General features: G+C 30.1%; 24 protein-coding genes. 19 read left to right on the top strand and 5 right to left on the bottom strand.

All coding sequences use genetic code 11. The annotated features are described in order from the left end of the window. Positions 1-32 precede the first annotated feature (32 nt). The 12 genes from dnaX (at position 33) to AC5M21_RS05325 (ending at position 11005) form a co-directional block, all read left to right on the top strand. Positions 33-1892, top strand: coding sequence for a DNA polymerase III subunit gamma/tau (gene dnaX, locus AC5M21_RS05380; protein WP_008789047.1), 1860 nt, complete (start codon positions 33-35; stop codon positions 1890-1892). Between the two features lie 2 nt (positions 1893-1894). Next, positions 1895-2203: a YbaB/EbfC family nucleoid-associated protein gene (locus tag AC5M21_RS05375; protein WP_054688798.1), complete on the top strand. Its 309-nt coding sequence runs from the start codon at positions 1895-1897 to the stop codon at positions 2201-2203. Next, a complete protein-coding gene (recR, locus tag AC5M21_RS05370; RefSeq protein ID WP_054325221.1) occupies positions 2203-2796 on the top strand; it encodes a recombination mediator RecR in 594 nt (197 codons plus the stop codon). Before AC5M21_RS05375 ends, recR begins: the two co-directional genes overlap by 1 nt. Before the next feature lie 33 nt (positions 2797-2829). Further along, a complete protein-coding gene (locus AC5M21_RS05365) occupies positions 2830-3012 on the top strand; it encodes a pro-sigmaK processing inhibitor BofA family protein (RefSeq protein WP_008789050.1) in 183 nt (60 codons plus the stop codon). A gap of 72 nt (positions 3013-3084) precedes the next feature. Then, the gene (gene tmk, locus AC5M21_RS05360) at positions 3085-3708 is read left to right on the top strand and encodes a dTMP kinase (protein WP_117769109.1); all 624 of its coding nucleotides are present in this window, start codon (positions 3085-3087) and stop codon (positions 3706-3708) included. Beyond that, positions 3705-4658 (top strand): DNA polymerase III delta subunit-related protein, encoded by a 954-nt coding sequence (locus tag AC5M21_RS05355; protein ID WP_117769110.1) that lies wholly within the window; start codon positions 3705-3707, stop codon positions 4656-4658. Before tmk ends, AC5M21_RS05355 begins: the two co-directional genes overlap by 4 nt. A 12-nt stretch (positions 4659-4670) precedes the next feature. Beyond that, a complete protein-coding gene (locus AC5M21_RS05350; protein ID WP_008789053.1) occupies positions 4671-5501 on the top strand; it encodes a PSP1 domain-containing protein in 831 nt (276 codons plus the stop codon). Then, on the top strand, positions 5482-6216 hold the full coding sequence (locus AC5M21_RS05345; RefSeq protein ID WP_054325219.1) for a tRNA1(Val) (adenine(37)-N6)-methyltransferase: 735 nt from the start codon (positions 5482-5484) through the stop codon (positions 6214-6216). The genes AC5M21_RS05350 and AC5M21_RS05345 overlap by 20 nt, the downstream gene beginning before the upstream one ends. Then, a complete protein-coding gene (rsmI, locus tag AC5M21_RS05340; protein ID WP_008789055.1) occupies positions 6209-7057 on the top strand; it encodes a 16S rRNA (cytidine(1402)-2'-O)-methyltransferase in 849 nt (282 codons plus the stop codon). Before AC5M21_RS05345 ends, rsmI begins: the two co-directional genes overlap by 8 nt. Before the next feature lie 69 nt (positions 7058-7126). After that, positions 7127-8053, top strand: a complete 927-nt coding sequence (gene pfkB, locus AC5M21_RS05335; protein WP_008789056.1) for a 1-phosphofructokinase — start codon at positions 7127-7129, stop codon at positions 8051-8053. Then, a complete protein-coding gene (locus AC5M21_RS05330) occupies positions 8043-9893 on the top strand; it encodes a PTS fructose transporter subunit IIABC (protein ID WP_054688794.1) in 1851 nt (616 codons plus the stop codon). Before pfkB ends, AC5M21_RS05330 begins: the two co-directional genes overlap by 11 nt. Before the next feature lie 155 nt (positions 9894-10048). After that, the gene (locus AC5M21_RS05325; RefSeq protein ID WP_008789058.1) at positions 10049-11005 is read left to right on the top strand and encodes an L-lactate dehydrogenase; all 957 of its coding nucleotides are present in this window, start codon (positions 10049-10051) and stop codon (positions 11003-11005) included. Positions 11006-11017: 12 nt separating this feature from the next. Here the strand turns inward: AC5M21_RS05325 and AC5M21_RS05320 are convergent, their stop codons facing one another. Next, the gene (locus tag AC5M21_RS05320) at positions 11018-12241 is read right to left on the bottom strand and encodes a coiled-coil domain-containing protein (RefSeq protein WP_160340781.1); all 1224 of its coding nucleotides are present in this window, start codon (positions 12239-12241) and stop codon (positions 11018-11020) included. 237 nt (positions 12242-12478) lie between these two features. On the opposite strand from AC5M21_RS05320, the gene AC5M21_RS05315 reads away from it, so the two are divergent. Next, positions 12479-13501 (top strand): glycoside hydrolase family 25 protein, encoded by a 1023-nt coding sequence (locus AC5M21_RS05315; protein WP_008789060.1) that lies wholly within the window; start codon positions 12479-12481, stop codon positions 13499-13501. A 155-nt stretch (positions 13502-13656) separates the two neighbouring features. Further along, complete coding sequence (locus AC5M21_RS05310) at positions 13657-14538, top strand: YitT family protein (protein WP_008789061.1); 882 nt, start codon at positions 13657-13659, stop codon at positions 14536-14538. 56 nt (positions 14539-14594) lie between these two features. Here AC5M21_RS05310 and AC5M21_RS05305 read toward each other — a convergent pair whose 3' ends face one another. Genes AC5M21_RS05305 through AC5M21_RS05290 form a run of 4 tightly spaced genes read right to left on the bottom strand, consistent with a single transcriptional unit; the run spans position 14595 to position 17085 of the window. Continuing rightward, positions 14595-15113, bottom strand: coding sequence for a ferritin-like domain-containing protein (locus AC5M21_RS05305; protein ID WP_008789062.1), 519 nt, complete (start codon positions 15111-15113; stop codon positions 14595-14597). 37 nt (positions 15114-15150) lie between these two features. After that, positions 15151-15657 (bottom strand): GNAT family N-acetyltransferase, encoded by a 507-nt coding sequence (locus AC5M21_RS05300; protein ID WP_008789063.1) that lies wholly within the window; start codon positions 15655-15657, stop codon positions 15151-15153. Further along, complete coding sequence (locus AC5M21_RS05295) at positions 15647-16156, bottom strand: GNAT family N-acetyltransferase (protein WP_008789064.1); 510 nt, start codon at positions 16154-16156, stop codon at positions 15647-15649. The genes AC5M21_RS05300 and AC5M21_RS05295 overlap by 11 nt, the downstream gene beginning before the upstream one ends. Before the next feature lie 8 nt (positions 16157-16164). Continuing rightward, entirely contained in the window at positions 16165-17085 is a 921-nt protein-coding gene (locus AC5M21_RS05290) for an aldo/keto reductase (RefSeq protein ID WP_302280536.1), read from the bottom strand. A gap of 219 nt (positions 17086-17304) precedes the next feature. Here AC5M21_RS05290 and AC5M21_RS05285 point away from each other — a divergent pair, with 219 nt between their 5' ends. From AC5M21_RS05285 to AC5M21_RS05265, 5 genes are all read left to right on the top strand, one after another. Further along, complete coding sequence (locus tag AC5M21_RS05285) at positions 17305-17511, top strand: DUF1146 domain-containing protein (RefSeq protein ID WP_008789066.1); 207 nt, start codon at positions 17305-17307, stop codon at positions 17509-17511. Positions 17512-17538: 27 nt separating this feature from the next. Further along, on the top strand, positions 17539-18444 hold the full coding sequence (gene spoIID, locus AC5M21_RS05280) for a stage II sporulation protein D (RefSeq protein ID WP_008789067.1): 906 nt from the start codon (positions 17539-17541) through the stop codon (positions 18442-18444). Between the two features lie 31 nt (positions 18445-18475). Continuing rightward, a complete protein-coding gene (locus AC5M21_RS05275; protein ID WP_008789068.1) occupies positions 18476-19111 on the top strand; it encodes a M23 family metallopeptidase in 636 nt (211 codons plus the stop codon). 80 nt (positions 19112-19191) lie between these two features. Next, positions 19192-20181: a rod shape-determining protein gene (locus AC5M21_RS05270; RefSeq protein WP_008789069.1), complete on the top strand. Its 990-nt coding sequence runs from the start codon at positions 19192-19194 to the stop codon at positions 20179-20181. An 86-nt stretch (positions 20182-20267) separates the two neighbouring features. Further along, a complete protein-coding gene (locus tag AC5M21_RS05265; protein WP_008789070.1) occupies positions 20268-21047 on the top strand; it encodes an HAD-IIB family hydrolase in 780 nt (259 codons plus the stop codon). Position 21048: the final 1 nt, after the last annotated feature.

Below are 21048 nucleotides of genomic sequence, written 5' to 3'. Positions count from 1 at the left end.
AATATGCTATAATTGACAAAGGAGTTGATATTATGGCATATAAAACATTATATAGAGTTTATCGTCCACAAAGGTTTGACGAAGTTGCTGGACAAGAACATATTATTACAACATTGAGACATGCTGTTGAAGAAAATAAAATTGCTCATGCCTATTTGTTTTGTGGACCTCGAGGTACTGGAAAAACAACAATTGCAAAATTATTAGCAAAAGCAATCAACTGTACTGGTAATCCAAAACCATGTGATGAATGTGAGAATTGTAAAGAGATCGCTTCAGGTAATCATCCTGATGTTATAGAGATAGATGCAGCTAGTAATAATGGAGTTGATGAGGTGAGAAATTTGATTGATAAAGTCAAATATGCTCCTACTCAAGGTAAGTACAAGGTTTATATTATTGATGAGGTACATATGATGTCTACAGGTGCCTTTAATGCCTTATTAAAGACATTAGAGGAGCCACCAGCACATGTTGTTTTTATTCTTGCAACAACAGAACCTCATAAAATTTTGCCAACAATTATATCTCGTTGTCAAAGATTTGATTTTATGAAATTGAGTTTAACTGAAATCGTTAATCGTATGAAAAGCGTAGTTGAACAAGAAAACTATATTTGTGATGATGAAGCTTTAGAAATGATTGCAAAGCTTGCAGATGGTGGAATGAGAGATGCATTATCAATATTAGAGCAATGTTTGGCATATAATGATCAACATCTAACAGTACAAGATGTTAATCATATATATGGAATTGTATCATTAGAAAATAAAATTGATTTCATAAAGGTTCTTTTGTCTAAAGATATGAAGAAATCATTATTTATTTTGGATGAAATGAAAACAAATGGTATTGATATTAAGAGATTAACATTGGATTTAGTTGATATTTTAAAAGATATTATTATCTATAGAAATACAAGTGATAGTTCTATATTATTTGTTCTTTCACAATATTATTTAGATATGATAGTGCCTTATATATCATGTGATGAAGCATTTGCATTCATTGATGTTTTAATGGATGCAAGTGAAAAATATGCTAAAGTTATTAATCCAGCTATATATTTTGAGTTAGCCTTGTTAAAAATGTGTAATCAAGTTCAATCGAAAAATGGAGAACTCATTGATAAAGTAGATATTCCTCAAACAGAATCTATCCAATATGTGAACGAAACTCAAGAGGTTAATACAGAAGCAATGGGAGAAGTTATTGAAATGGATAAACCCATTTTACAATCTCAAAATAACAGTAATCAAGTTATCTATGAGGATATTGATGAACAAATAGGTGAACCATTAATTGAAGAGGAGCTAATCTTAGAAGAATCTCAAGATATTATTCAAGAGGATATTCCTACATTCGAGTTTGAGAAACAAGAGGATGTGGAACAAAGCATAGATAATGATATAAAAGTAGATCGTGCAGATATTATGAATATTCTTGTACAGGCACGAAGAGAAATACTGGAAAGTATTCAAGAGAGATGGCCAATTATTAAGCGCTATTTGGCTAACTTAAATACAGCTAAGAGTGCAGGTATGCTTTGTGATGGTACAGCTGTTGCTGCTTGCCCAGGTGGTTTTATTATTGCTTTTGAATTCCAACCAGCTGTTAATGCCGTTAATTATTATAAGAATTATAAACAGTTGAGTTCTTTTTTAACAGAAATACTTGGACAAGAATATCGGTTTGTAGCTATTCAGCAGGATGAATGGATTCAAATGCGTAGTCAGTTTATTGATTTAAAAAAGAGAGGACAACTCCCTGAACCACATAATTTAACTCTTAAACATATTGATTCTCATGATTTAGATCATGTTGATTTAAATGAGGCTCAAGAATTTGCAGTTAAATTATTTGGTGATATTGTAGAGTTTAAGGAGGATTAAAAATGAATTTTGCTAACTTAGTACAACAAGCCCAACAAATGCAAAAGAAAGTGGCTAAGGCAAAGAAAGAATTTGATGAGAAGGAATTTGATATTGCTTCTCAAAATGATATTATTACTGGTAAAATCAAAGGAAGTCTTGAAATAACAGAATTACATATTGATCAATCTATGATGTGTACTGAACATCAAGAAGATGTTCAAGATCTATTAATGATTACTTTGAATCAAATGATTAAAAAGATTAATGATGAAAGAGAAGATACAGTCAATAAAGTTACTAATGGCGTAGATGTATCTGCATTCTTATAATGGAATATCCTAATAGTTTTGAAGAGTTAGTTGAATGTTTTAAGATGTTACCTGGAATAGGAACAAAAGGTGCTGAGAGAATGGTCTATCATATTCTGGCAATGGATGACGATCAGGTACAAAGGTTCTCACAAGCATTAATTGATTTTAAAAGTAATATTCAATATTGTCAAAGATGTGGTCATATTTGTGAAGGTGAACTTTGTGAAATATGTCTAGACCAACAGCGAGATCAAACGACAATCTGTGTTGTGGAATCACCTAAGGATGTATTTGCAATGGAAAAACTAAAAGAATATCGAGGATTGTATCATGTTTTACATGGAACAATGTCGATAATGGATGGAAAAACAATAGATGACTTAAATATTCAGACTTTATTCGATAGATTAGATGAAAATATCAAAGAAGTCATAATTGCTACAAATCCGACAAGAGAAGGGGAGACAACAGCGTTATTCTTGGCTAAGTTATTAGCTAAACAAAACATACCAGCTTCAAGAATTGCAAATGGACTCCCAATCGGGGGGAATTTGGATTATGCTGACGAATTAACTCTATTGAAATCTCTAGAAGGAAGAAAGAAACTATAAATCATCTCATATAATTAATGAGGTGATTTTTTTATGAGAAAAATAACAACAATCTTTTTTAGATTGCTTTTTGCAACAATTACTATATTTATTATTAATGCATTTGAACCATTGACACATATTAATTTATCATTAAATATATTTAATATATTGATGATTTCAATATTTGATGTTTTTGGTGTTGCTTTATGTATTGTATTAAAATTTATACTCTAGACGATTAAAGAAATAATGCTTTATATCTTCTCTATTTTTTTATATAATAGAGAAAGAAACGAGGTGTTATTAGTGTCTGGGAAATTTATAACTTTTGAGGGTGGCGAAGGTAGTGGAAAAACGACTATTGCTGCAATGGTTAAAGAAGTTCTAGATAAAGAAGGTTATCGAGTTACTTTAACAAGAGAGCCAGGTGGAGTCGAAATAGCAGAAAAAATTCGTGATATTATTCACGATGTAAAATATACAAATATGGATAGAAAAACAGAAGCTTTATTATATGCTGCAAGTCGACGCCAACATTTAGTAGAAAAAGTCATTCCTGCATTGGAGAAAGGTGAAATTGTTATTTGTGATAGGTTTGTTGATAGTTCGATGGTATATCAAGGATTAGCACGAGGAATTGGTATTGATGAAGTTTATAATATGAATTTATTTGCTACTGAAAATATTTTACCTAATCGTACTGTATTTTTTGATATTAAACCTGAAGCTGGATTACAACGAGTTTATGCAAATAAGGAACGTGAAGTTAATAGATTAGACTTAGAAAATATTGATTTTCATGAAAGAGTGTATGAAGGATATTTAACTATTTGTAATAGATTTCCTGAGCGTATAGTGAAAGTTGATGCTAGCCAAGATATTGAAGACGTTCTATTTCAAGTCCTTGAAAAGATAAGAGAAATTTTATGAATTTAAAAGATAATTTAAAGAAAGAACAACCTATACTTTATCAGATATTAACAAAGAGTTTTCAAAATGGTAAAATACCCCATGCTTTCTTATTAGTTGGAAAGAATGCTAGTCTTCCTGCTCACTATATTGCTAAGAGTTTGATTTGTGAAGATGATTTACTTGCATGTGATAACTGCAATGATTGTAGACGTATTGGTCAACATAATTATGCTGATCTAATATATCTTACAGGGAGAGATGAATCAATAAAAAAAGGTGATGTTGAAAATATTCAAGAGCAGTTTTCTAAATCATCTATTGAGGGTAAAGCAAAGATATATATGTTGGAGAATATTGAAAATTCTACTGTAGAAGCAATGAATAGCCTATTAAAAATATTGGAAGAACCAATTCCCGGTATTTATGCGATTTTTACTTGCCAAAATATTAATCGTGTATTACCTACTATTCAGTCTCGATGCCAAGTTATACAATTATTACCTAATTCTAAATCTTTGCTAAAAGCAGAACTGATAAAAGCTGATATACCGACTGATGATATTAATGTTTTAACTGAATTGTTTGAAACATTTGAAGAATGTAAACCATATATTGAATCTGAGGTATTTGATAAGTTAAAACTTGAAGTTTATCATTTTATTGAGGATATGTATTTTCATAGGGATAATTTATTAATTAATGTTGAGACTCATTTGTTAAAAGATTTTAAGGATAAAGCATCAATTCAACTTTTCTTAAATATGCTAGTTTTAGGGTTAAGGGATTTGTTTCACGTGAAACAATCTATGGAACTTACCTATTCCTCATATAAGAGTTTATTTGAAAAGATTGAAGATAGTCCAGAAAATATTATTGAGAAAATAGATTTAGTTTTAAATACAGAATATTTATTAAGCACGAATGCAAATGTCCTTTTATTAATGGATAGTATGATGTGTAATATATAGAAAGGAATTAATATGGAAGAAAAATTAGCGCTTGTACGTTTTAATAATGTTGGTAAATCGTATTTTTTTTCAACTGATTTAGATGTACATAAGGGTGATAAAGTTGTTGTTGAAACAATTAGAGGATTAGAGTTAGGTGAATTAATATCTGAACTTAAAGATATTTCTGAGTTTAATTTAGATACTGAGTTAAAAAGAGTAAAAAGAAGAGCAAATCGTGCTGATCTTGATTTGTTTGAGTTTAATAAAACAAAAGCAATGAAATCATTAGAAATTTGTAAAACAATTGTAAATGAATATAAGTTAGATATGCATTTAGTCAATTGTGAATATACTTTAGATGCATCAAAAGTTATATTTATGTATACTTCTGAGAGTCGTGTGGATTTTAGAGAACTTTTAAAGGAGTTAGCAAGTGTCTTTAAATGTAGAATTGAATTAAGACAGATAGGACCAAGGGATAAATCAAAAATTGTTGGTGGAATTGGTTCATGTGGTTTACCATTGTGTTGTTCTTCATTTTTAGGAGAATTTGATGGTGTAACAATTAATATGGCTAAAAATCAAATGTTAGCAATAAATATTGATAAGATATCTGGGGCTTGTGGCAGATTGTTATGCTGTTTAAAATATGAAGATGAAGCATATACAATCGAGAAAAGACGTTTTCCAAAATTAGGATCTCGAGTAAGGTTTGAAGATAAGATAGTTAAAGTTATTGGCTTAAATGTTATTAGTGATTTAGTTAAAATTGATTATGATGGAAATATTTCATTTGTTTCATTAAACGATATCAAAATTTTACCACCAAAGGATCATAAAAATGAGCAACGAGGTCGTTAATTATTTACTAGCATATAATGATATGAAAATTATCCAAAGAAAAGATATGTTTAATTTTTCTTTGGATACTGTTTTATTAGCATCATTCTGTACTCTTAATAAAGATTTACATAAAATTATTGATTTTGGAACAAATAACGCTGCAATTCCACTATTATTATCAAGAAGAACAGATAAAGAAATTATTGGTATTGAAATTCAAAAAGATGCTGTAGAACTTGCAATTAAGAATGTAAAACTGAATCACTTGGAAAATCAAATTACTATAATCCATAATGATATTAAAGACTATGTACAGACAAGTGAGAAATTTAAACTTGTTGTATGTAATCCTCCTTTTTTTAAAGTAGGAGAGAGAAGTCATATCAATGAGAATGAATATCTTCAAATAGCAAGACATGAAATAAAAATCAATTTAGATGAGATTATTCAGTCTGCTGCTAGAATACTTGATAATAAAGGTCGGTTCGCAATGGTTCATAGGCCAGATCGAATGATTGAAATTATAAATATTATGCAAAAATATGATATTGAGCCTAAACGTATACGATTTGTATATCCTAAATTTGGTAAAGAGTCACATATATTTTTAATTGAAGGAATGTACAAAGGAAATAAAGGAGTTAAGATCGAATCTCCATTATATGCTCATGAGGAAGATGGAAGTTATACAAAGGAAGTCAGAAGAATGTTTGGAGAAAAAGATGATGATTAGACAGAAGAGTTTTGAAAACAAAAAACCTACTTTATTTTTAGTAGCAACTCCTATTGGTAATTTAAGTGAAATGACATATAGAGCAGTTGAAACTTTAAAGAGTGTACAGTTTATAGCTGCGGAAGATACAAGGAATACAATTAAACTTTTGAACCATTTTAACATTACAACAAAGCTAATTTCTCATCATGAACATAATATAGTTACATCTATCCCTAAAATCATTCAATTGTTACAAGATGGATATGATATTGCTTTAGTTAGTGATGCAGGATATCCAGCAATAAGTGATCCAGGCTATGAACTAGTGAAGGAAGTTATTTCAAATGGCTATAATGTTGTACCAATATCTGGAGCAAATGCCTGTCTTAATGCCTTAGTAGTATCTGGCATAACTCCTCAGCCATTTCTATTCTATGGTTTTTTAGATCATCAAGATAAAAAGAAGAAAAAGGAATTAGAAGATTTAAAGAATTATAAAGAAACTATAGTATTCTATGAAGCTCCACATCGTATCAAAAAAACCTTAAATCATATGCTTAATATTTTTGGTAATAGAAATATAGCATTATGTAGAGAAATAACAAAGAAATATGAAGAAATTAATAGAGGTTCTATAGAGGAAATTTTAACTGTTGTAGATGATATGAAGGGTGAAATGGTTATTGTTGTTGAGGGATGTCATGAATCTACTGAGGAAGTCGTTTTTGAACAGTCAATAGAAGAACATGTTAGTGAATATATAGCAAAAGGAATGTCTACAAAAGATGCTATAAAGGAAGTATCAAAACAAAGAAAAATATCAAAGAATATTGTGTATCAAGAATATCATAAAAAATGAGTATATTTATATATTCATTTTTCTTTTTGAATAAAGTATAATAAAAGTATAGTAAAGGAGAGGAAAAATATGATTTATACAGTAACTTTCAATCCATCTATTGATTATTTGGTTCATGTTGATCATTTTAAGATAGGTGAAGTTAATAGAACAAATTCAGAAAAGATATTACCAGGTGGTAAAGGTATTAATGTTTCAATTGTCTTAAATAATCTTGGAATTAAAAGTATACCTTTTGGTTTCATAGCTGGTTTCACTGGTCAAGAGATAAAAAGACGAATTGAAGATGATTTTGGTATACAGACACATTTCATTAAAATAGAAAATGGTTACTCGCGAATTAATTTTAAAATGAAGAGTGATGAAGAAAGCGAAGTCAATGGGAATGGTCCAGAGATCAATAAATATCATTTAAATGAATTTTACCAAAAACTAGATTGTTTAGAAGTGGGAGATATTCTTGTTTTATCTGGAAGTATTCCTAAATGCCTTTCCAATGATATTTATTATAGAATTATGGATTATCTAAAAGATAAGGAGGTTAAAGTTGTTGTAGATGCAACTGGAGACTTATTATTAAAAGTACTAGAACTTAACCCTTTTTTAATTAAACCAAATAAGCATGAATTAGAAGAAATGTTTCACGTGAAACTTTTTGATAAAAAAGATATCATAATATATGGTAAGAAATTACAAGATATGGGAGCAAAAAATATCCTTATATCTATGGCTGGTGAAGGCGCTATATATATTTGTGAAAATGGAAAAGTATATATGAGTGATGCTCCTGAAGGCATTGTTAAGAATTCAGTAGGTGCTGGAGACTCAATGGTAGCTGGGTTTATAGCAGGCTATATGAAAACAGAGAGTTATGTTCATGCATTTAGAATGGGAGTGGCAACAGGAAGTGCGAGTGCATTCTCAGAAGAATTAGCAAGGGAGAGTGAAGTTCTCAATTTATTGAATGAAGTCCATGAGGTAGAATATGAATATTAAAGATCTATTGAAAGAAGATAGTATCATATTAAATGAACATAGTTCCAATAAGGAAGAAGTTATTGATACATTAATTGATAAGCATTTCGAATGTCATCATATTACAGATAAAGAAAAATTCAAACAAGCGATTATGGCTAGAGAGAAATTATCAAGTACAGGTATAGGCCACATGATTGCTATACCACATGCACAAAATGAGACGGTAAAGTATCCATCATTAGTAGCAATGGTAGATAAGGATGGTGTTGATTTTGATTCTTTAGATAAAACTCCTGTTAAACTAATTTTTATGATAGCAGTGCCAAAGGAGGGAGGTACGAATCACTTAGAGATACTTGCAGAATTAAGTCAAATACTCATGGATGATAAAATTATTAAAAATCTAATTAACGCTCAAACACCTAAACATTTTATTAATATTTTAACTAGCAAATTAGACATAAAAAATAATAAACAAGAAAATGATAAATTTGATGTTGTTGCTGTAACAGCATGTCCAACAGGAATAGCACATACATATATGGCCGCTAAATCACTAGAAGAGACAGCATTAAAAATGGGTGTTAAAATAAAAGTTGAAACAAACGGTGCAAGTGGTGTTAAAAATAAATTAACTAAAAAAGATATTGAACATGCAAAAGCTGTTATAATTGCAGCTGACAAAAAAGTTGAAATGACAAGGTTTTCTAATAAAAATATAATTCAAGTACCTGTAGCTGAAGGAATACATGAACCACAAAATTTAATTGAACAAGCTATGAATTATAATGAAGAAGAACGACTCCAAAAGGATAAAAAGAAAGTAGAGAAAAGTTATAAAAAAATTAAAAATATCTATAATCATTTTATGAATGGAGTCTCTCGACTTATACCAATTCTAATGATATATGGTATTATTAGTCAAATAATGATTATGTTAGGCATTGATCAATCATATTACATATATAATGATGCAGAATTAGGATGGTTTATGAATTTAAATCTAGAAAATATCCCATGGCTAGCCATTATGTTTTCAGGATGCCTATTTTCTGCTTTTATAGCAGAAAGCATAAGTGAAGTACCAGGTTTCACGGTAGCATTATTCTCATCGTTTATTTATATGAATCACAATCTAGGAATAATTGGAATGATAGTTATAGGATTTGTATCTGGTTATCTTGTATTAGGATTAAAGAAATTATTTTCATATATTCCAGAGCTAATGGATAGTCTTGTTCCAAATTATTTGTTGCCATTATCAGGTTTTGCTATTATGACGATTATTTTAACTTTTCTACCTCAAAGAGCAATTGATTATCAATATCAGGATCAAATTTTAGTATTAAGTCCAATACTTCTGATAATTATAGGTTTTGTTCTAGGAGCAATGATGTCAATTGATATGGGTGCTCCAATAAATAAGATAGCATATAGTATAGGAATTATAGGTATTTTATTAAAAAGATTTGATTTCATGTCAGCGGTTATGGTTGCAGGAATGATTCCTCCAATTGTTATCTGGCTTTCTATTATGGTATATCCACAACTATTTAATGAAAAAGAAAAGTCAGGGAAATGGAGATGCTTGGTTAGAGGTTTATGCTTTGTAAGTGAAGAAGCTATTCCATATATGATTAATGATAAAAGAGGAATTCATTTCCCTTGTATTATTGCCTCTGGTATAGCTGGTGCACTATCTATGTTTTTTGGATGTAGCCAGATGTTTCCTCATGGTGGAATCGCTACTTTACCATTTATTACCAAGCCACATTTCTTTATGATTTCAATTTTTGCTTCTACTTTAATAGGTATGAGTTTTGTTTTATTATTCAAAAAGAATATAAATAATTCATAATAAGACATTTAAATAATTTATAGAAAAATTAATATACTAAAAATAAACTGATCTCCTTTTTTAAATTAAAAAAATTGCAATGTGCAATATACAATAATTAGAAATAAATGTATAAAGAGAAAAAAGTTTCATCATAATATATATGGTGATAAATAATGAAAGAAAGTAGAAAAGTCGTTCTAATTGGAACAGGAATGGTTGGTATGAGTATGGCCTATTCACTTATGAATACAGGAGGAATAGATGAACTTGTTCTTATTGATATTGATGAGGAAAAGGCAAAAGGTGAAGCCATGGATCTAAATCATGGAATTCCATATAGTACAAATAAAATGAAAATTAAATCTGGTAACTATCAAGAATGTAGAGATAGTGATATTGTAGTGATTTGTGCAGGTGCAAATCAAAAAGAAGGGCAAACAAGATTGGAATTAACAAAAATTAATACCAATATTGTAAAAGATATTGCTTTAAAAATTAAGAGCAGTGGGTTTAACGGTATAGTCATAGTAGCAAGTAATCCTGTTGATATACTAAGTTATGTTGTTTACAAAGTTATGGGTATAGATAAAAGTAAAGTTATTGGAACTGGAACGCTGTTAGATACAGCACGAATGGGATATTTACTGAGTGAATATATTGGTGTTTCAAGCGATGACATTGAAGCATATATTTTAGGTGAACATGGTGATTCGTCTTTTATTTCTTGGACAAATACTTATGTAGGATGTAAAACACTATTAGAATATGTTGATGAAAAGAATTTAGATATGAATGATTTAAATGAAATTTATGATGATGTTAGAAATGCTGCTTATGAAATTATTGAAAGAAAAAAGGCAACATATTATGGAATTGGTTTATCATTAAATAAATTGATTAATTCTATATTTAATGATACTAATAAGATTTTATGTGTGAGTGCATATTTGGATCATGAGTATAAACACAAAGATATTTATATAGGAGTGCCTTGTGTTATTAATAGAGAAGGCATTAAAGAAGTTATCCAACTTCCTCTTAATGGTGTTGATCAAGGTAAATTTGACGATAGTTATGAAATATTAAGAAAATTAAAAGTAGAGGTAAAAAAAGATTTGGGTTTATCTTAACCCAAATCTTTTCTAATACAAACGTCTATAATTATAAACATATTTTTCCCAATATCCAGCTAATTGTGAAGTTTTAACACATTGATTTGCATATTGTCCTCTTGTTCCAGAACCATTACCAGCAGCATGAACAAAACTTCCACCACCGATGTAAATACCAATATGAGCAACACCGCTACCATAACTAAAAGTAATGACATCACCTGGTTGTAATTGAGCTCTTGTCACTGCTTTACCACTTCTTGAATAACCAGCAGCAGTTGTACGTCCTATTTTGACGCCTGATTGGCGATGAGCCCATGCAACGAAACCTGAGCAATCGAAATATTTAGCATTAGGATTATCCAATCCCTGACCATCTCCAAAACCACCACCAGGAGCACCCCACCAATAACGTGCACCAAGTTTAGTTAAAGCCTTTTGGGCAATAGCATTTCCTTTCGCTGAAGAACCAGGAACATATGATCCTCCACCACCACTAGGGGCTTGTGACATCAATTGTTCAAGTGCAGCATCTATCTTTTGTTGAGCCGCAGATACTTTCTTCGCTTCTGCTTGGCTATCAGCAATATTTTTTTGCTGTGATGCTTTCAAATCAATTAATTTATCTTGTAGAGCTAATTGTGTGTTTTTTTGTGATTGTAATGCAGCTTTAGCATTAAGCAATGTTTCTTTTTGAGAATCAAGTGATTCTTTTTGTTTTGTTAAGTCTGCAACAAGTTCTTTTTCATAAGATGTAATATCATTAAGACTTGTGAGACGAGAGAAGAATGTTGTAAAATCTTCTGCTCCAAATAAGAAATCAAGCATCCAATTAGAATTATATGTTGTTTGCATAACATATAAGCGTTGTTTCATTTGTTCTTCTTTTTTAGTAATATCTTTTTTTACTTTCTCAATTGAAGAAAGAAGATAATTAATTTCACTTTCCTTAGATGAAATCTCTGAATTTAAAGTATTGATTTTAGAAGAAACCTGACTAATATCATTATTTGTATCACTGAGTTCCTTCTTTGTCTCCTTAATCTCATTTTTTAAATTACTATTTTTTTTACGAAGATATTCATTGAACTCTTCACAAGTTTTTTTATCTGATTTTTTAAGTGAAGATGAAGAACATAACTTTATGTACTTTGATTCATTACCAGCAAAATCATTAGCACCAACTTGATTAGATGAGACCGTCATTGTGAAAATAGAGCATATTACTAAAAAACTTAAAACTAATTTTTTCATTTGATCACCTCGCCTTCTCATTATAACATAAAATTTTGTAGAATGAACCACCAATATTTGTTAAAAGAAGAAATATATTGGGTTATTAGTATAAATAAAGATAGATTATACATAAGAATATGATTCTTTTTCATAAATTACAAATCATATCATATATATAAGAAAGTATAAAAATTGAGGCAAATGTAAAGACAATATAAAAAAATGAACATATAGTATTTTGAAGGAGGTGAATCAATGGTTAGAGATGGTATTGACGTATCCCAATATCAAGGACAGATTGATTGGGAGCTTGTACAAAAACACATTGACTTTGCAATTTTAAGATGTGGTTATGGACAAGACATTCCAGGACAAGATGATCCTACTTTTAAAAGAAATGCTGATGAATGTACAAGATTAGGTATTCCTTTTGGAGTCTACCTATATTCTTATGCAACAAATGAAAGAGAAGCACTTTCAGAAGCTAAACATGTTATGAGATTAATCCAAGATTATAAAATGGAATATCCAATTTATCTTGATTTAGAAGATCCAAGAGTTGGGAGATTAACAAATGAACAAATTGAAAGAAACTGTAGAGTATGGGCAGATGAATTAGCTAAGAATAACTATTTCCCAGGTTTCTATGCTTCATATTACTGGTGGACTTCTAAATTAACTGGTGCATTCTTTACTCGTTATACAAGATGGGTAGCACGTTATGCTGAAGAGTTAGGTGCTGAAGGTTTTGATATGTGGCAATATACAGATAATGGTTTTGTTGAAGGTATCAATGCTCCAGTTGATAGAAACTTTGCTTATAGGGATTTTCCAGCTGAAATCAGAGCAGGTGGTTTTAATAACTTTGAAGCAGAAGGACCACAACAGCCAGAACAACCTACAACAAATTATGAAGTAGGTGATCATGTGACATTCGATCATGTTTATATTTCTTCAGAAAGTAGCATACCTTTGATTCCATATATGAATCATGGAACAATTACAAGAATTGTTGCAGGAGCAAGAAATCCTTACCTAATAGGAAATGGGTTAGGTTGGGTTAATAATGAAAGTATTACAGGAACAATGCGTTATCTATCTAATCCGACATATAGAGGAGACTCTTTAGTAGATGCCTTAACACAAATAGGAGTAGATGCTTCTTTTGCATCACGTCGTGATTTAGCTAGAAAGAATGGTATTGAAAATTATACAGGAAGTGCAAAACAAAACTTAGAACTCTTACAATTGTTAAGAGAAGGTAGATTAAGACAATAAAGGAATTTCCTTTATTGTCTTTTTGTATGTACAATTATTAATTTGTTAAAAAATAAATTTATATAATTTATTTTGGGATTAATAAAAAGAAAAAAATCATATTGTATTCATGTTTGTACAAGCGTATAATGATTGCGTATTAACGGAGGAGCAGTATGGTTTACGCAAAAACAAAAGATAAAGAAGAATGGAAAAAGCACGTAACTTCAATGTGTTGTGTTTTAATAGCTTCACTGATTATGTCAGTGAATATCAAATCATTTGTCAGAGCAGGAAATTTAATTCCAGGAGGATTTACAGGTCTTTCATTATTATTGCAGAGATCTGCCCTTGAATTTTTAGGAGTCAGTTTACCTTATTCATTTATAAATATTGCTTTAAATGCAGTCCCAGCTTTTATTGGATTTAAAATGATTGGAAAGAAGTTTACAAGTTACTCAGTTATCATGATTATTTTAAATTCATTTCTTGTTGATTTAATTCCAGTTGCACCAATTACATATGACCCATTGCTAGTATCTGTATTTGGAGGAATTCTTAATGGTATAGCGATTGTTATTGCATTATATGGAAAAGCATCTAGTGGGGGGACTGATTTTATTGCAGTTTATTTATCAAATAAACTAAAAAAACCATCTTGGAATTTTGTCTTTGGAATTAATGTTGTTATTTTAATGGCTGCTGGATTGTTGTTTGGATTCGAAGAAGCTATGTATTCTATTATTTTCCAATTTGTATCAACACAAATTATAGAAAGGTTTCATCAAAGAGACCAAAGAGTTACTCTGTTTATTGTTACAAGCAAAGCTCAACTCTTAGAACAAGAATTAATGAGTTATACTCATCATGGAGTTACACGTTTAGAGGGACAGGGATGTTATTTAAAAGAAAATAAAGCATTATTATATACTGTTGTTGGAGCAGATGAAGTCAAAGATGTTGTTCATCTTGTAAAAGCATTAGATTCAAAGGTATTTATTAATACAGTAAAATCAGAAGGAATAACAGGAAGATTTTATCAAGAGCCTTTAGAATAGATAAAAATATTATTTAAGTTCATATTAATAATTTCATGTAAAACAAAAAAAACAGATTAAATATCTGTTTGTAAGTTGTGGTTATATTCATAAAGAAAACTTTCAAGTATTTGAACATGTAATTGTTCATCTTTAATAATTCTATTTAAGACATCTTGAATAATAGGTTCATGAATGCATGAAGCCTGATGCTGATAAATTTGAATCGTATTTTGTTCTTGAATAATGGCATTTTCAAGCATTGTGTTAATCTGACGTGGATAGACATTATATCCAGGAGACCAATATTCTAAAAAATCATTTTGACAATCCCATAAACGAGGATCAACCCCAAGATGACAACACATTTTGGCAAAAATCTCTAAATGATGCATTTCAACAATACTAATCTTATGCATAGCTTGTGATAGTTCAGGCCAAAGTTGTTCTAAAATAACATGGTTATAGAAGTATAAACTGACAGCATTCATTTCACATTGTAATCCACCAATATTAGAAAGAAGGATTTGTCCATAGGCAATATTCATGTCTAAATTGTCAATTGATGGATAGGGTTCATTGATATAATATTCCATATAAAAACCTCCATATTCTTATATATGAAGGTTTTTCTTATTTATTCAATATTTTTTCAAACGCAATACGTGGTGCACCACTTTCAAGCATAATCTGGCCACATGATTCAAATCCATTTTTAGTGAGAAAACGTTGCATAGATTGATTATCATGGTGAGTATCAATACGAATACTATAAATATGATTTTGAAGACATTGTTCAATTGCAAAATCAAGAAGTTGTTTTGCAAGATTTTGTCCTTTATAATTTTCATCAACAACAATTCTATGTATGACAGCATAAGTCTGATTATTAGTTAACCATTGACCATCAATATCTTTATAACATGGATCGTCTTCAAAAGCAAAATACATAGTAGCCATAATATTATTTTGAAACAAAACATAGCTATGTCCCTTATCAATATCAGAATAGATATTTTCATCCTTTGGATAACCATCCTGCCATTGGTCAATACCATTGTTTTTAAAATAAAGTTGTGCTTGATGCACAAGCTTCATAATTGCTTGTACATCATTAACACTAGATTTTTTAATACTCATATTCTTCCTCCCTTAATCCATATATAATTAGATCATGATAGTTATTATTTTTATAGACATGTTTTTTTAAATAGCCTTCTTTTTGGAATCCATTTGCTTCTAAAACGTGACATGATGCAATATTTTCACTATAGATTTCTGCATATATTTTGGTAATTGTAAAATGACTAAAGAGATAATCACAAAACATTTTAACAACTCGCTTTGTAATTCCTAATCCCCAATATTGACTACCAATCCAATAACCAATTTCACAATTTTTTATAAAAACATCTTTATGAAATGTAGCACCTACACAACCAATACAAATTCCATCAACAACAATTCCAAAATCCAAAGCATTATGTTCTAAAGAATGAGTTATAAATCTCATTGCATGATCTAATGTATATGGAAAAGGAAAAGAATTCTTTAAATAGCGATTGACCAAAGGATCATTAGCATGAATTGCTAATTGGCAAGGGTCAATCTCATCTAATGATAAAAGTTCTATTTTCATATATCTCCTTAAGGAAGAGGCTTATCACTTGCAAGATACAGATCATACCATTCTTGCCTTGTCAATTTTATATTACAGGCAGCAACACTTTCTCTTAAATGTTTTATTGAAGTTGTTCCTAAAATAGGTTGCATACATGCAGGATGACGCAATAGCCATGCAATCGCAATAGCACTCTTTGTTACATGGTATTCATCAGCAAGCCTTTGCATGACAGTATTTAATTTTAGATAATCAGGATTATCTAAAAATGTTCCTTCAGCCCATGAAGCTTGTACAACACTCCATGGCTGAATAGTTATATCCTTAAGACGACAATAATCTAAAACACCACCATCTTTATCTTGAGCCCAATTTTCTTTCATATTCATATTTAAACCAGCATCAATCATGACAGAATGGACAATGGACAATTGTAATTGATTGATAATAATAGGATGTTTCGTATACTTTTGTAAAAGTTCAATTTGGAATGGAGTATGATTAGAAACTCCAAAATATTTCACTTTCCCTGATTCATATAATTCATCAAATGCTTCAGCAACTTCCTTTGGATCACATAGAGCATCTGGTCTATGTAATAGTAGGATTTCTACATAATCAGTTTGTAATCTTTCTAATGAAGCATAGACGCTATTAATAATATGCTCTTTTGAAAAATCGTATCTTTTTCCTGGTATAATTGCACATTTTGTCTGTATAACCATTTGTTTTCTTAATTCAGGATTCCTACTTAAGACTTGTCCAAAAATTTCTTCAGATTTTCCACCACCATAAATATCAGCATGGTCAAAAAAATTAATTCCCTCATCTAAAGCAGTCTTCACTAATTCCTCAACTTCTTCAACACTTTTATTTGCAATTCTCATACAACCTAATGCTACTCTTGATACTTTCAGATCTGTATGAGGTAAATCAAAATATTCCATAATAATATCCTCCTATGTAGTTATTGTACTAAATTATGACTCTAATGTAAAAGAGGAAAAGAATGGTTTTTATAAATAATCAGGAAAATGATAGATAAAGACTGATATCTATATCTCAATTGTCTGACTTTACTTTTTAAGTTATAACTTATACAATAGAAGTATCATTATTGTATAATGGTTTATAGTAAAATATGAAAAATGAGTGAGGTGAAGAATATGGTTTATCATATTGTTAATATTGTTGTTTATATTATTTCTATTGCCCTGGCAATGATTGGTATGAGTTGCTTTAAATTTGAAGAATATATAAAAAGAACAAAGATTAGAGAATTTTACATATTTTATATTGTCACTTCAGTAGCCTTAGGATATTTATTTGCATCATTTGTTTTAACTTTTGGTTCTATGAGTTTTCAATTCTAAAATAAGGAGCAGAGCATATATTATATTATGAAAACAATATATGCTAAGCTTCTTTTTGTTTTTGTATTGATATTCATGATTGGGTGTTTACATTATCAGGATGCAATAACTTTCATAAAATCTAACTATCAAGCACAAAATAATCAAAAAGATTATATCGTTAAAGTGAAGACAAAATCAAAAACGTTAGAAATTCCATTAGAGGAATATCTGGTTGGTGTTGTTGCTGGAGAAATGCCTGTAAGTTTTGAAGAAGAGGCCTTGAAAGCACAAGTTGTTGCTAGCCGTACATTTGTATTATCTAGAAAAATGAATGTAGATAATACTACAAATTCTCAAGTCTTTTTAACTGATAGTCAAATGAAAAAGAATTGGGGAAATCAATATAAGGAGAATAAAGAAAAAGTTGAAAAAGCAGTCAAAGAAACAAGTTATGAAGTGATGACTTATCAAGGAAAATATATATCAGCAATGTTTTTTTCAAGCAGTAATGGGAAGACTGTTAATTGTGAAGATTATTTTAATGGTGAAGTTGCGTATTTAAAATCAGTAGATAGTCATTGGGATCTAACGATTGACCCTGGAAATATTAGATATAAGACGTTTACCAAAACACAATTGGCTAATGCATTTGGAGTTAAATCTCCTAATATTGAGGTGACTTCTCATACAGAAAGTGGATATGTTAAAAATGTAACAGTTAATGGAAAAACTTATACCGGTAGAGAAGTGAGAGAAAAACTTGGATTAGCATCATCCTGTTTCCAAATTGATTTAACGTCAAAAGGTTATAAATTTACAACCAAAGGAAGTGGACATGGTGTTGGAATGAGTCAGTATGGAGCACAAGCAATGGCTAAAGAAAATAAGTCATATAAAGAGATTCTTCATCATTATTATCAAAATGTTGAAATTAAACGTATAGACTCGTAACTTTTGTTCATACTTAGATTGAGGTGAAAGTATGAAGAAAAGATCATTTAAATACAAAAAAGCACTTGGGATTACATTAGCATTAGCCGTATTCTTAGGTGGTATTGGTGTTGTGCAAAGAATTTTAGATAATCACACAAGTGACTTTGAGGATGAATCAGTTGTTAAAGTTGAAGAAAATAAAGACAACAAAGATAAGAAAGAAGAAAAAACAATTGAAACACTCAAAGCACCTGTTAAAGATGGTGTAGGAATTGTTAGATATTTTTATAATAAAGATGATGATGCAGCAAAACAGGAACAGTCATTAATTTTATTTGAAGGTGTATATAGACCTAACCAAGGAATTGATTATTCTAATAAGAATGAAGCATTTGATATTCTTGCTGCTATAAGCGGAACTGTAACAAAGAAAACAAATGATCCTGTTCTCGGTTGGATTGTAACAATTACAAATGGTGATAAGATTTCAACAACATATGAATCTTTATCTAAAGTATCTGTTGAATTGAATCAAACTGTGAAACAAGGAGACGTTATTGGGACAAGTGGAGAGAATGTTTATGAAGCTGATTTAAAGAATCATTTACATTTCATTTTACAAAAAGAAGATCAGTTATTTAACCCAGAAAAATATCTTGGTCAGGCCTTAAATACGATTAAATAGCGATTTTCAATCGCTATTATTTTTTTCTTGTATTTACCACAAAAAATGTTACAATAGAAATGCTTATAGGAGGAATGTTTATGAAATTATCAAAAGAAATTGGTATTGACTTAGGAACAGCTAACATTCTTATTTATGTTAAAGGTGAAGGAATCGTTGTAAATGAACCTTCTGTTGTAACAATCAATACTGAAACAAATAGACCAATCGCTGTAGGTGAAGAAGCAAGAGATATGCTAGGAAAAACTCCAGGTAAATTTCAAGCTATTCGTCCTCTTAAAGATGGTGTTATCGCAGACTTTCAAATTACTGAAATTTTAATTACTCATTTTATTAATAAATTAAACTTAAAAGGAGTTTTCTCAAGACCAACAATCTTAATTTGTTGTCCTTCTAATATCACTTCTATTGAAAAAAGTGCTATCCAGGATGTTGCTTTAAGATGTGGAGCAAAAAGAGTTTACATTGAAGAAGAACCAAAGGTTGCTGCTATTGGAGCAGGATTAGATATTTCTAAACCATCAGGAAATATGGTTATTGATATTGGTGGGGGAACAACAGATGTCGCTGTTCTATCATTAGGTGATATTGTCACAAGCACTTCTTTAAAAGTTGCTGGTGATAAGATGGATGCAGAATTAATCAAATATGTTAAAGATAAATATAAGTTATTAATTGGTGATCGTACTGCTGAAGAAATTAAAGTGAATATCGGAACAGCATATGGTGCATCTGCTGAAGATATATTAGATGTAAGAGGTAGAGATTTAGTAACAGGATTACCTCACACAATTCAATTAAATGCTAAAGAAACTCAAGAAGCTTTAGAAGAATGCTGTTCAACTATTTTAAGAGCAACAAAACAAGTTCTTGAACAAACACCACCTGAATTATCAGCTGATATCGTTAACAAAGGTATCTTCTTAACTGGTGGAGGAGCTTTACTTCATAATTTAGATAAATATTTAGAAGAAGGATTAGGAGTTCCTGTATTCGTAGCTGACAATGCACTTGATTGTGTTGCGGAAGGTTGCGGAATTATGTTAGAAAATACACAATACTTAAAATAATGCTTAAGAGCATTATTTTTTTCTTATCCTGCAAATTTAAGAATAATTTTTCAATTTCTGATAAAATGGTGCACGAGGTGAAAAAAATGGGTAAAAGAAAATTTTTCTTCTTTGATATAGATGGAACATTAGCAGTTGGGACACCAGGTGATCAGTATGTTCCTGAATCAACAAAATTAGCATTAAGGAAATTAGAAGAACAAGGACATTTTTTAGCAATAGCAACAGGCAGAAGTTATGCGATGGCAAAGAATCATATGGAAGAATTAGGTTTTAAAAATATGGTTAGTGATGGTGGAAATGGAATTACAATAGATAGCAAGTTATTAGAAATTAAACCACTTGATTATGACAAATGTTTACGATTAATTGATGAGTGTAAGGAAAAGGGATTTATTTGGGCTATTTCTCCAGATAATGCAACAAGAAGACTTGCTCCAGATGAGCGTTTTTATGATTTTACACATGATATATATATGGACACGGTTGTTAAAGAGGGATTAGATCCTAGAGATTATGATGAAATATATAAGGTTTATATTGCTTGTTATAGTCCTGAAGAAGATCAATTAGAATCTTTAAAAGAATTACCATGGTGTCGATTTCATAAAGAATTCTTATTTGTGGAACCTGGAGATAAATCTATTGGTATAAAAGCGATTGTTGATCATTTTGGTGGTGACTATAAAGATGTGGTTGTTTTTGGTGATGAGAAAAATGATTTGAGCATGTTTACTGGAGAATGGACATCAATTGCGATGGGAAATGCTATTGATGAGTTGAAGGCCAAAGCAACTTATGTTACAGATGATGCTGATAAAGATGGAATATATAAAGCATGTCAATATTATGGGTGGATAGATTAAT

The sequence above is a fragment of the Coprobacillus sp. genome (genome assembly GCF_984815275.1).
Note: the sequence above shows the minus strand (reverse complement) of the source record. Positions and strands in the feature narration are given on the sequence as shown.

Bases quoted from the DNA above. Each gene is read 5' to 3' on its own strand.
- dnaX (WP_008789047.1), top strand. From the start codon at position 33: ATGGCATATAAAACATTATATAGAGTTTATCGTCCACAAAGGTTTGAC.
- AC5M21_RS05375 (WP_054688798.1), top strand. From the start codon at position 1,895: ATGAATTTTGCTAACTTAGTACAACAAGCCCAACAAATGCAAAAGAAA.
- recR (WP_054325221.1), top strand. From the start codon at position 2,203: ATGGAATATCCTAATAGTTTTGAAGAGTTAGTTGAATGTTTTAAGATG.
- AC5M21_RS05365 (WP_008789050.1), top strand. From the start codon at position 2,830: ATGAGAAAAATAACAACAATCTTTTTTAGATTGCTTTTTGCAACAATT.
- AC5M21_RS05355 (WP_117769110.1), top strand. From the start codon at position 3,705: ATGAATTTAAAAGATAATTTAAAGAAAGAACAACCTATACTTTATCAG.
- AC5M21_RS05350 (WP_008789053.1), top strand. From the start codon at position 4,671: ATGGAAGAAAAATTAGCGCTTGTACGTTTTAATAATGTTGGTAAATCG.
- AC5M21_RS05345 (WP_054325219.1), top strand. From the start codon at position 5,482: ATGAGCAACGAGGTCGTTAATTATTTACTAGCATATAATGATATGAAA.
- rsmI (WP_008789055.1), top strand. From the start codon at position 6,209: ATGATTAGACAGAAGAGTTTTGAAAACAAAAAACCTACTTTATTTTTA.
- pfkB (WP_008789056.1), top strand. From the start codon at position 7,127: ATGATTTATACAGTAACTTTCAATCCATCTATTGATTATTTGGTTCAT.
- AC5M21_RS05330 (WP_054688794.1), top strand. From the start codon at position 8,043: ATGAATATTAAAGATCTATTGAAAGAAGATAGTATCATATTAAATGAA.
- AC5M21_RS05325 (WP_008789058.1), top strand. From the start codon at position 10,049: ATGAAAGAAAGTAGAAAAGTCGTTCTAATTGGAACAGGAATGGTTGGT.
- AC5M21_RS05320 (WP_160340781.1), bottom strand. From the start codon at position 12,241: ATGAAAAAATTAGTTTTAAGTTTTTTAGTAATATGCTCTATTTTCACA.
- AC5M21_RS05315 (WP_008789060.1), top strand. From the start codon at position 12,479: ATGGTTAGAGATGGTATTGACGTATCCCAATATCAAGGACAGATTGAT.
- AC5M21_RS05310 (WP_008789061.1), top strand. From the start codon at position 13,657: ATGGTTTACGCAAAAACAAAAGATAAAGAAGAATGGAAAAAGCACGTA.
- AC5M21_RS05305 (WP_008789062.1), bottom strand. From the start codon at position 15,113: ATGGAATATTATATCAATGAACCCTATCCATCAATTGACAATTTAGAC.
- AC5M21_RS05300 (WP_008789063.1), bottom strand. From the start codon at position 15,657: ATGAGTATTAAAAAATCTAGTGTTAATGATGTACAAGCAATTATGAAG.
- AC5M21_RS05295 (WP_008789064.1), bottom strand. From the start codon at position 16,156: ATGAAAATAGAACTTTTATCATTAGATGAGATTGACCCTTGCCAATTA.
- AC5M21_RS05290 (WP_302280536.1), bottom strand. From the start codon at position 17,085: ATGGAATATTTTGATTTACCTCATACAGATCTGAAAGTATCAAGAGTA.
- AC5M21_RS05285 (WP_008789066.1), top strand. From the start codon at position 17,305: ATGGTTTATCATATTGTTAATATTGTTGTTTATATTATTTCTATTGCC.
- spoIID (WP_008789067.1), top strand. From the start codon at position 17,539: ATGAAAACAATATATGCTAAGCTTCTTTTTGTTTTTGTATTGATATTC.
- AC5M21_RS05275 (WP_008789068.1), top strand. From the start codon at position 18,476: ATGAAGAAAAGATCATTTAAATACAAAAAAGCACTTGGGATTACATTA.
- AC5M21_RS05270 (WP_008789069.1), top strand. From the start codon at position 19,192: ATGAAATTATCAAAAGAAATTGGTATTGACTTAGGAACAGCTAACATT.
- AC5M21_RS05265 (WP_008789070.1), top strand. From the start codon at position 20,268: ATGGGTAAAAGAAAATTTTTCTTCTTTGATATAGATGGAACATTAGCA.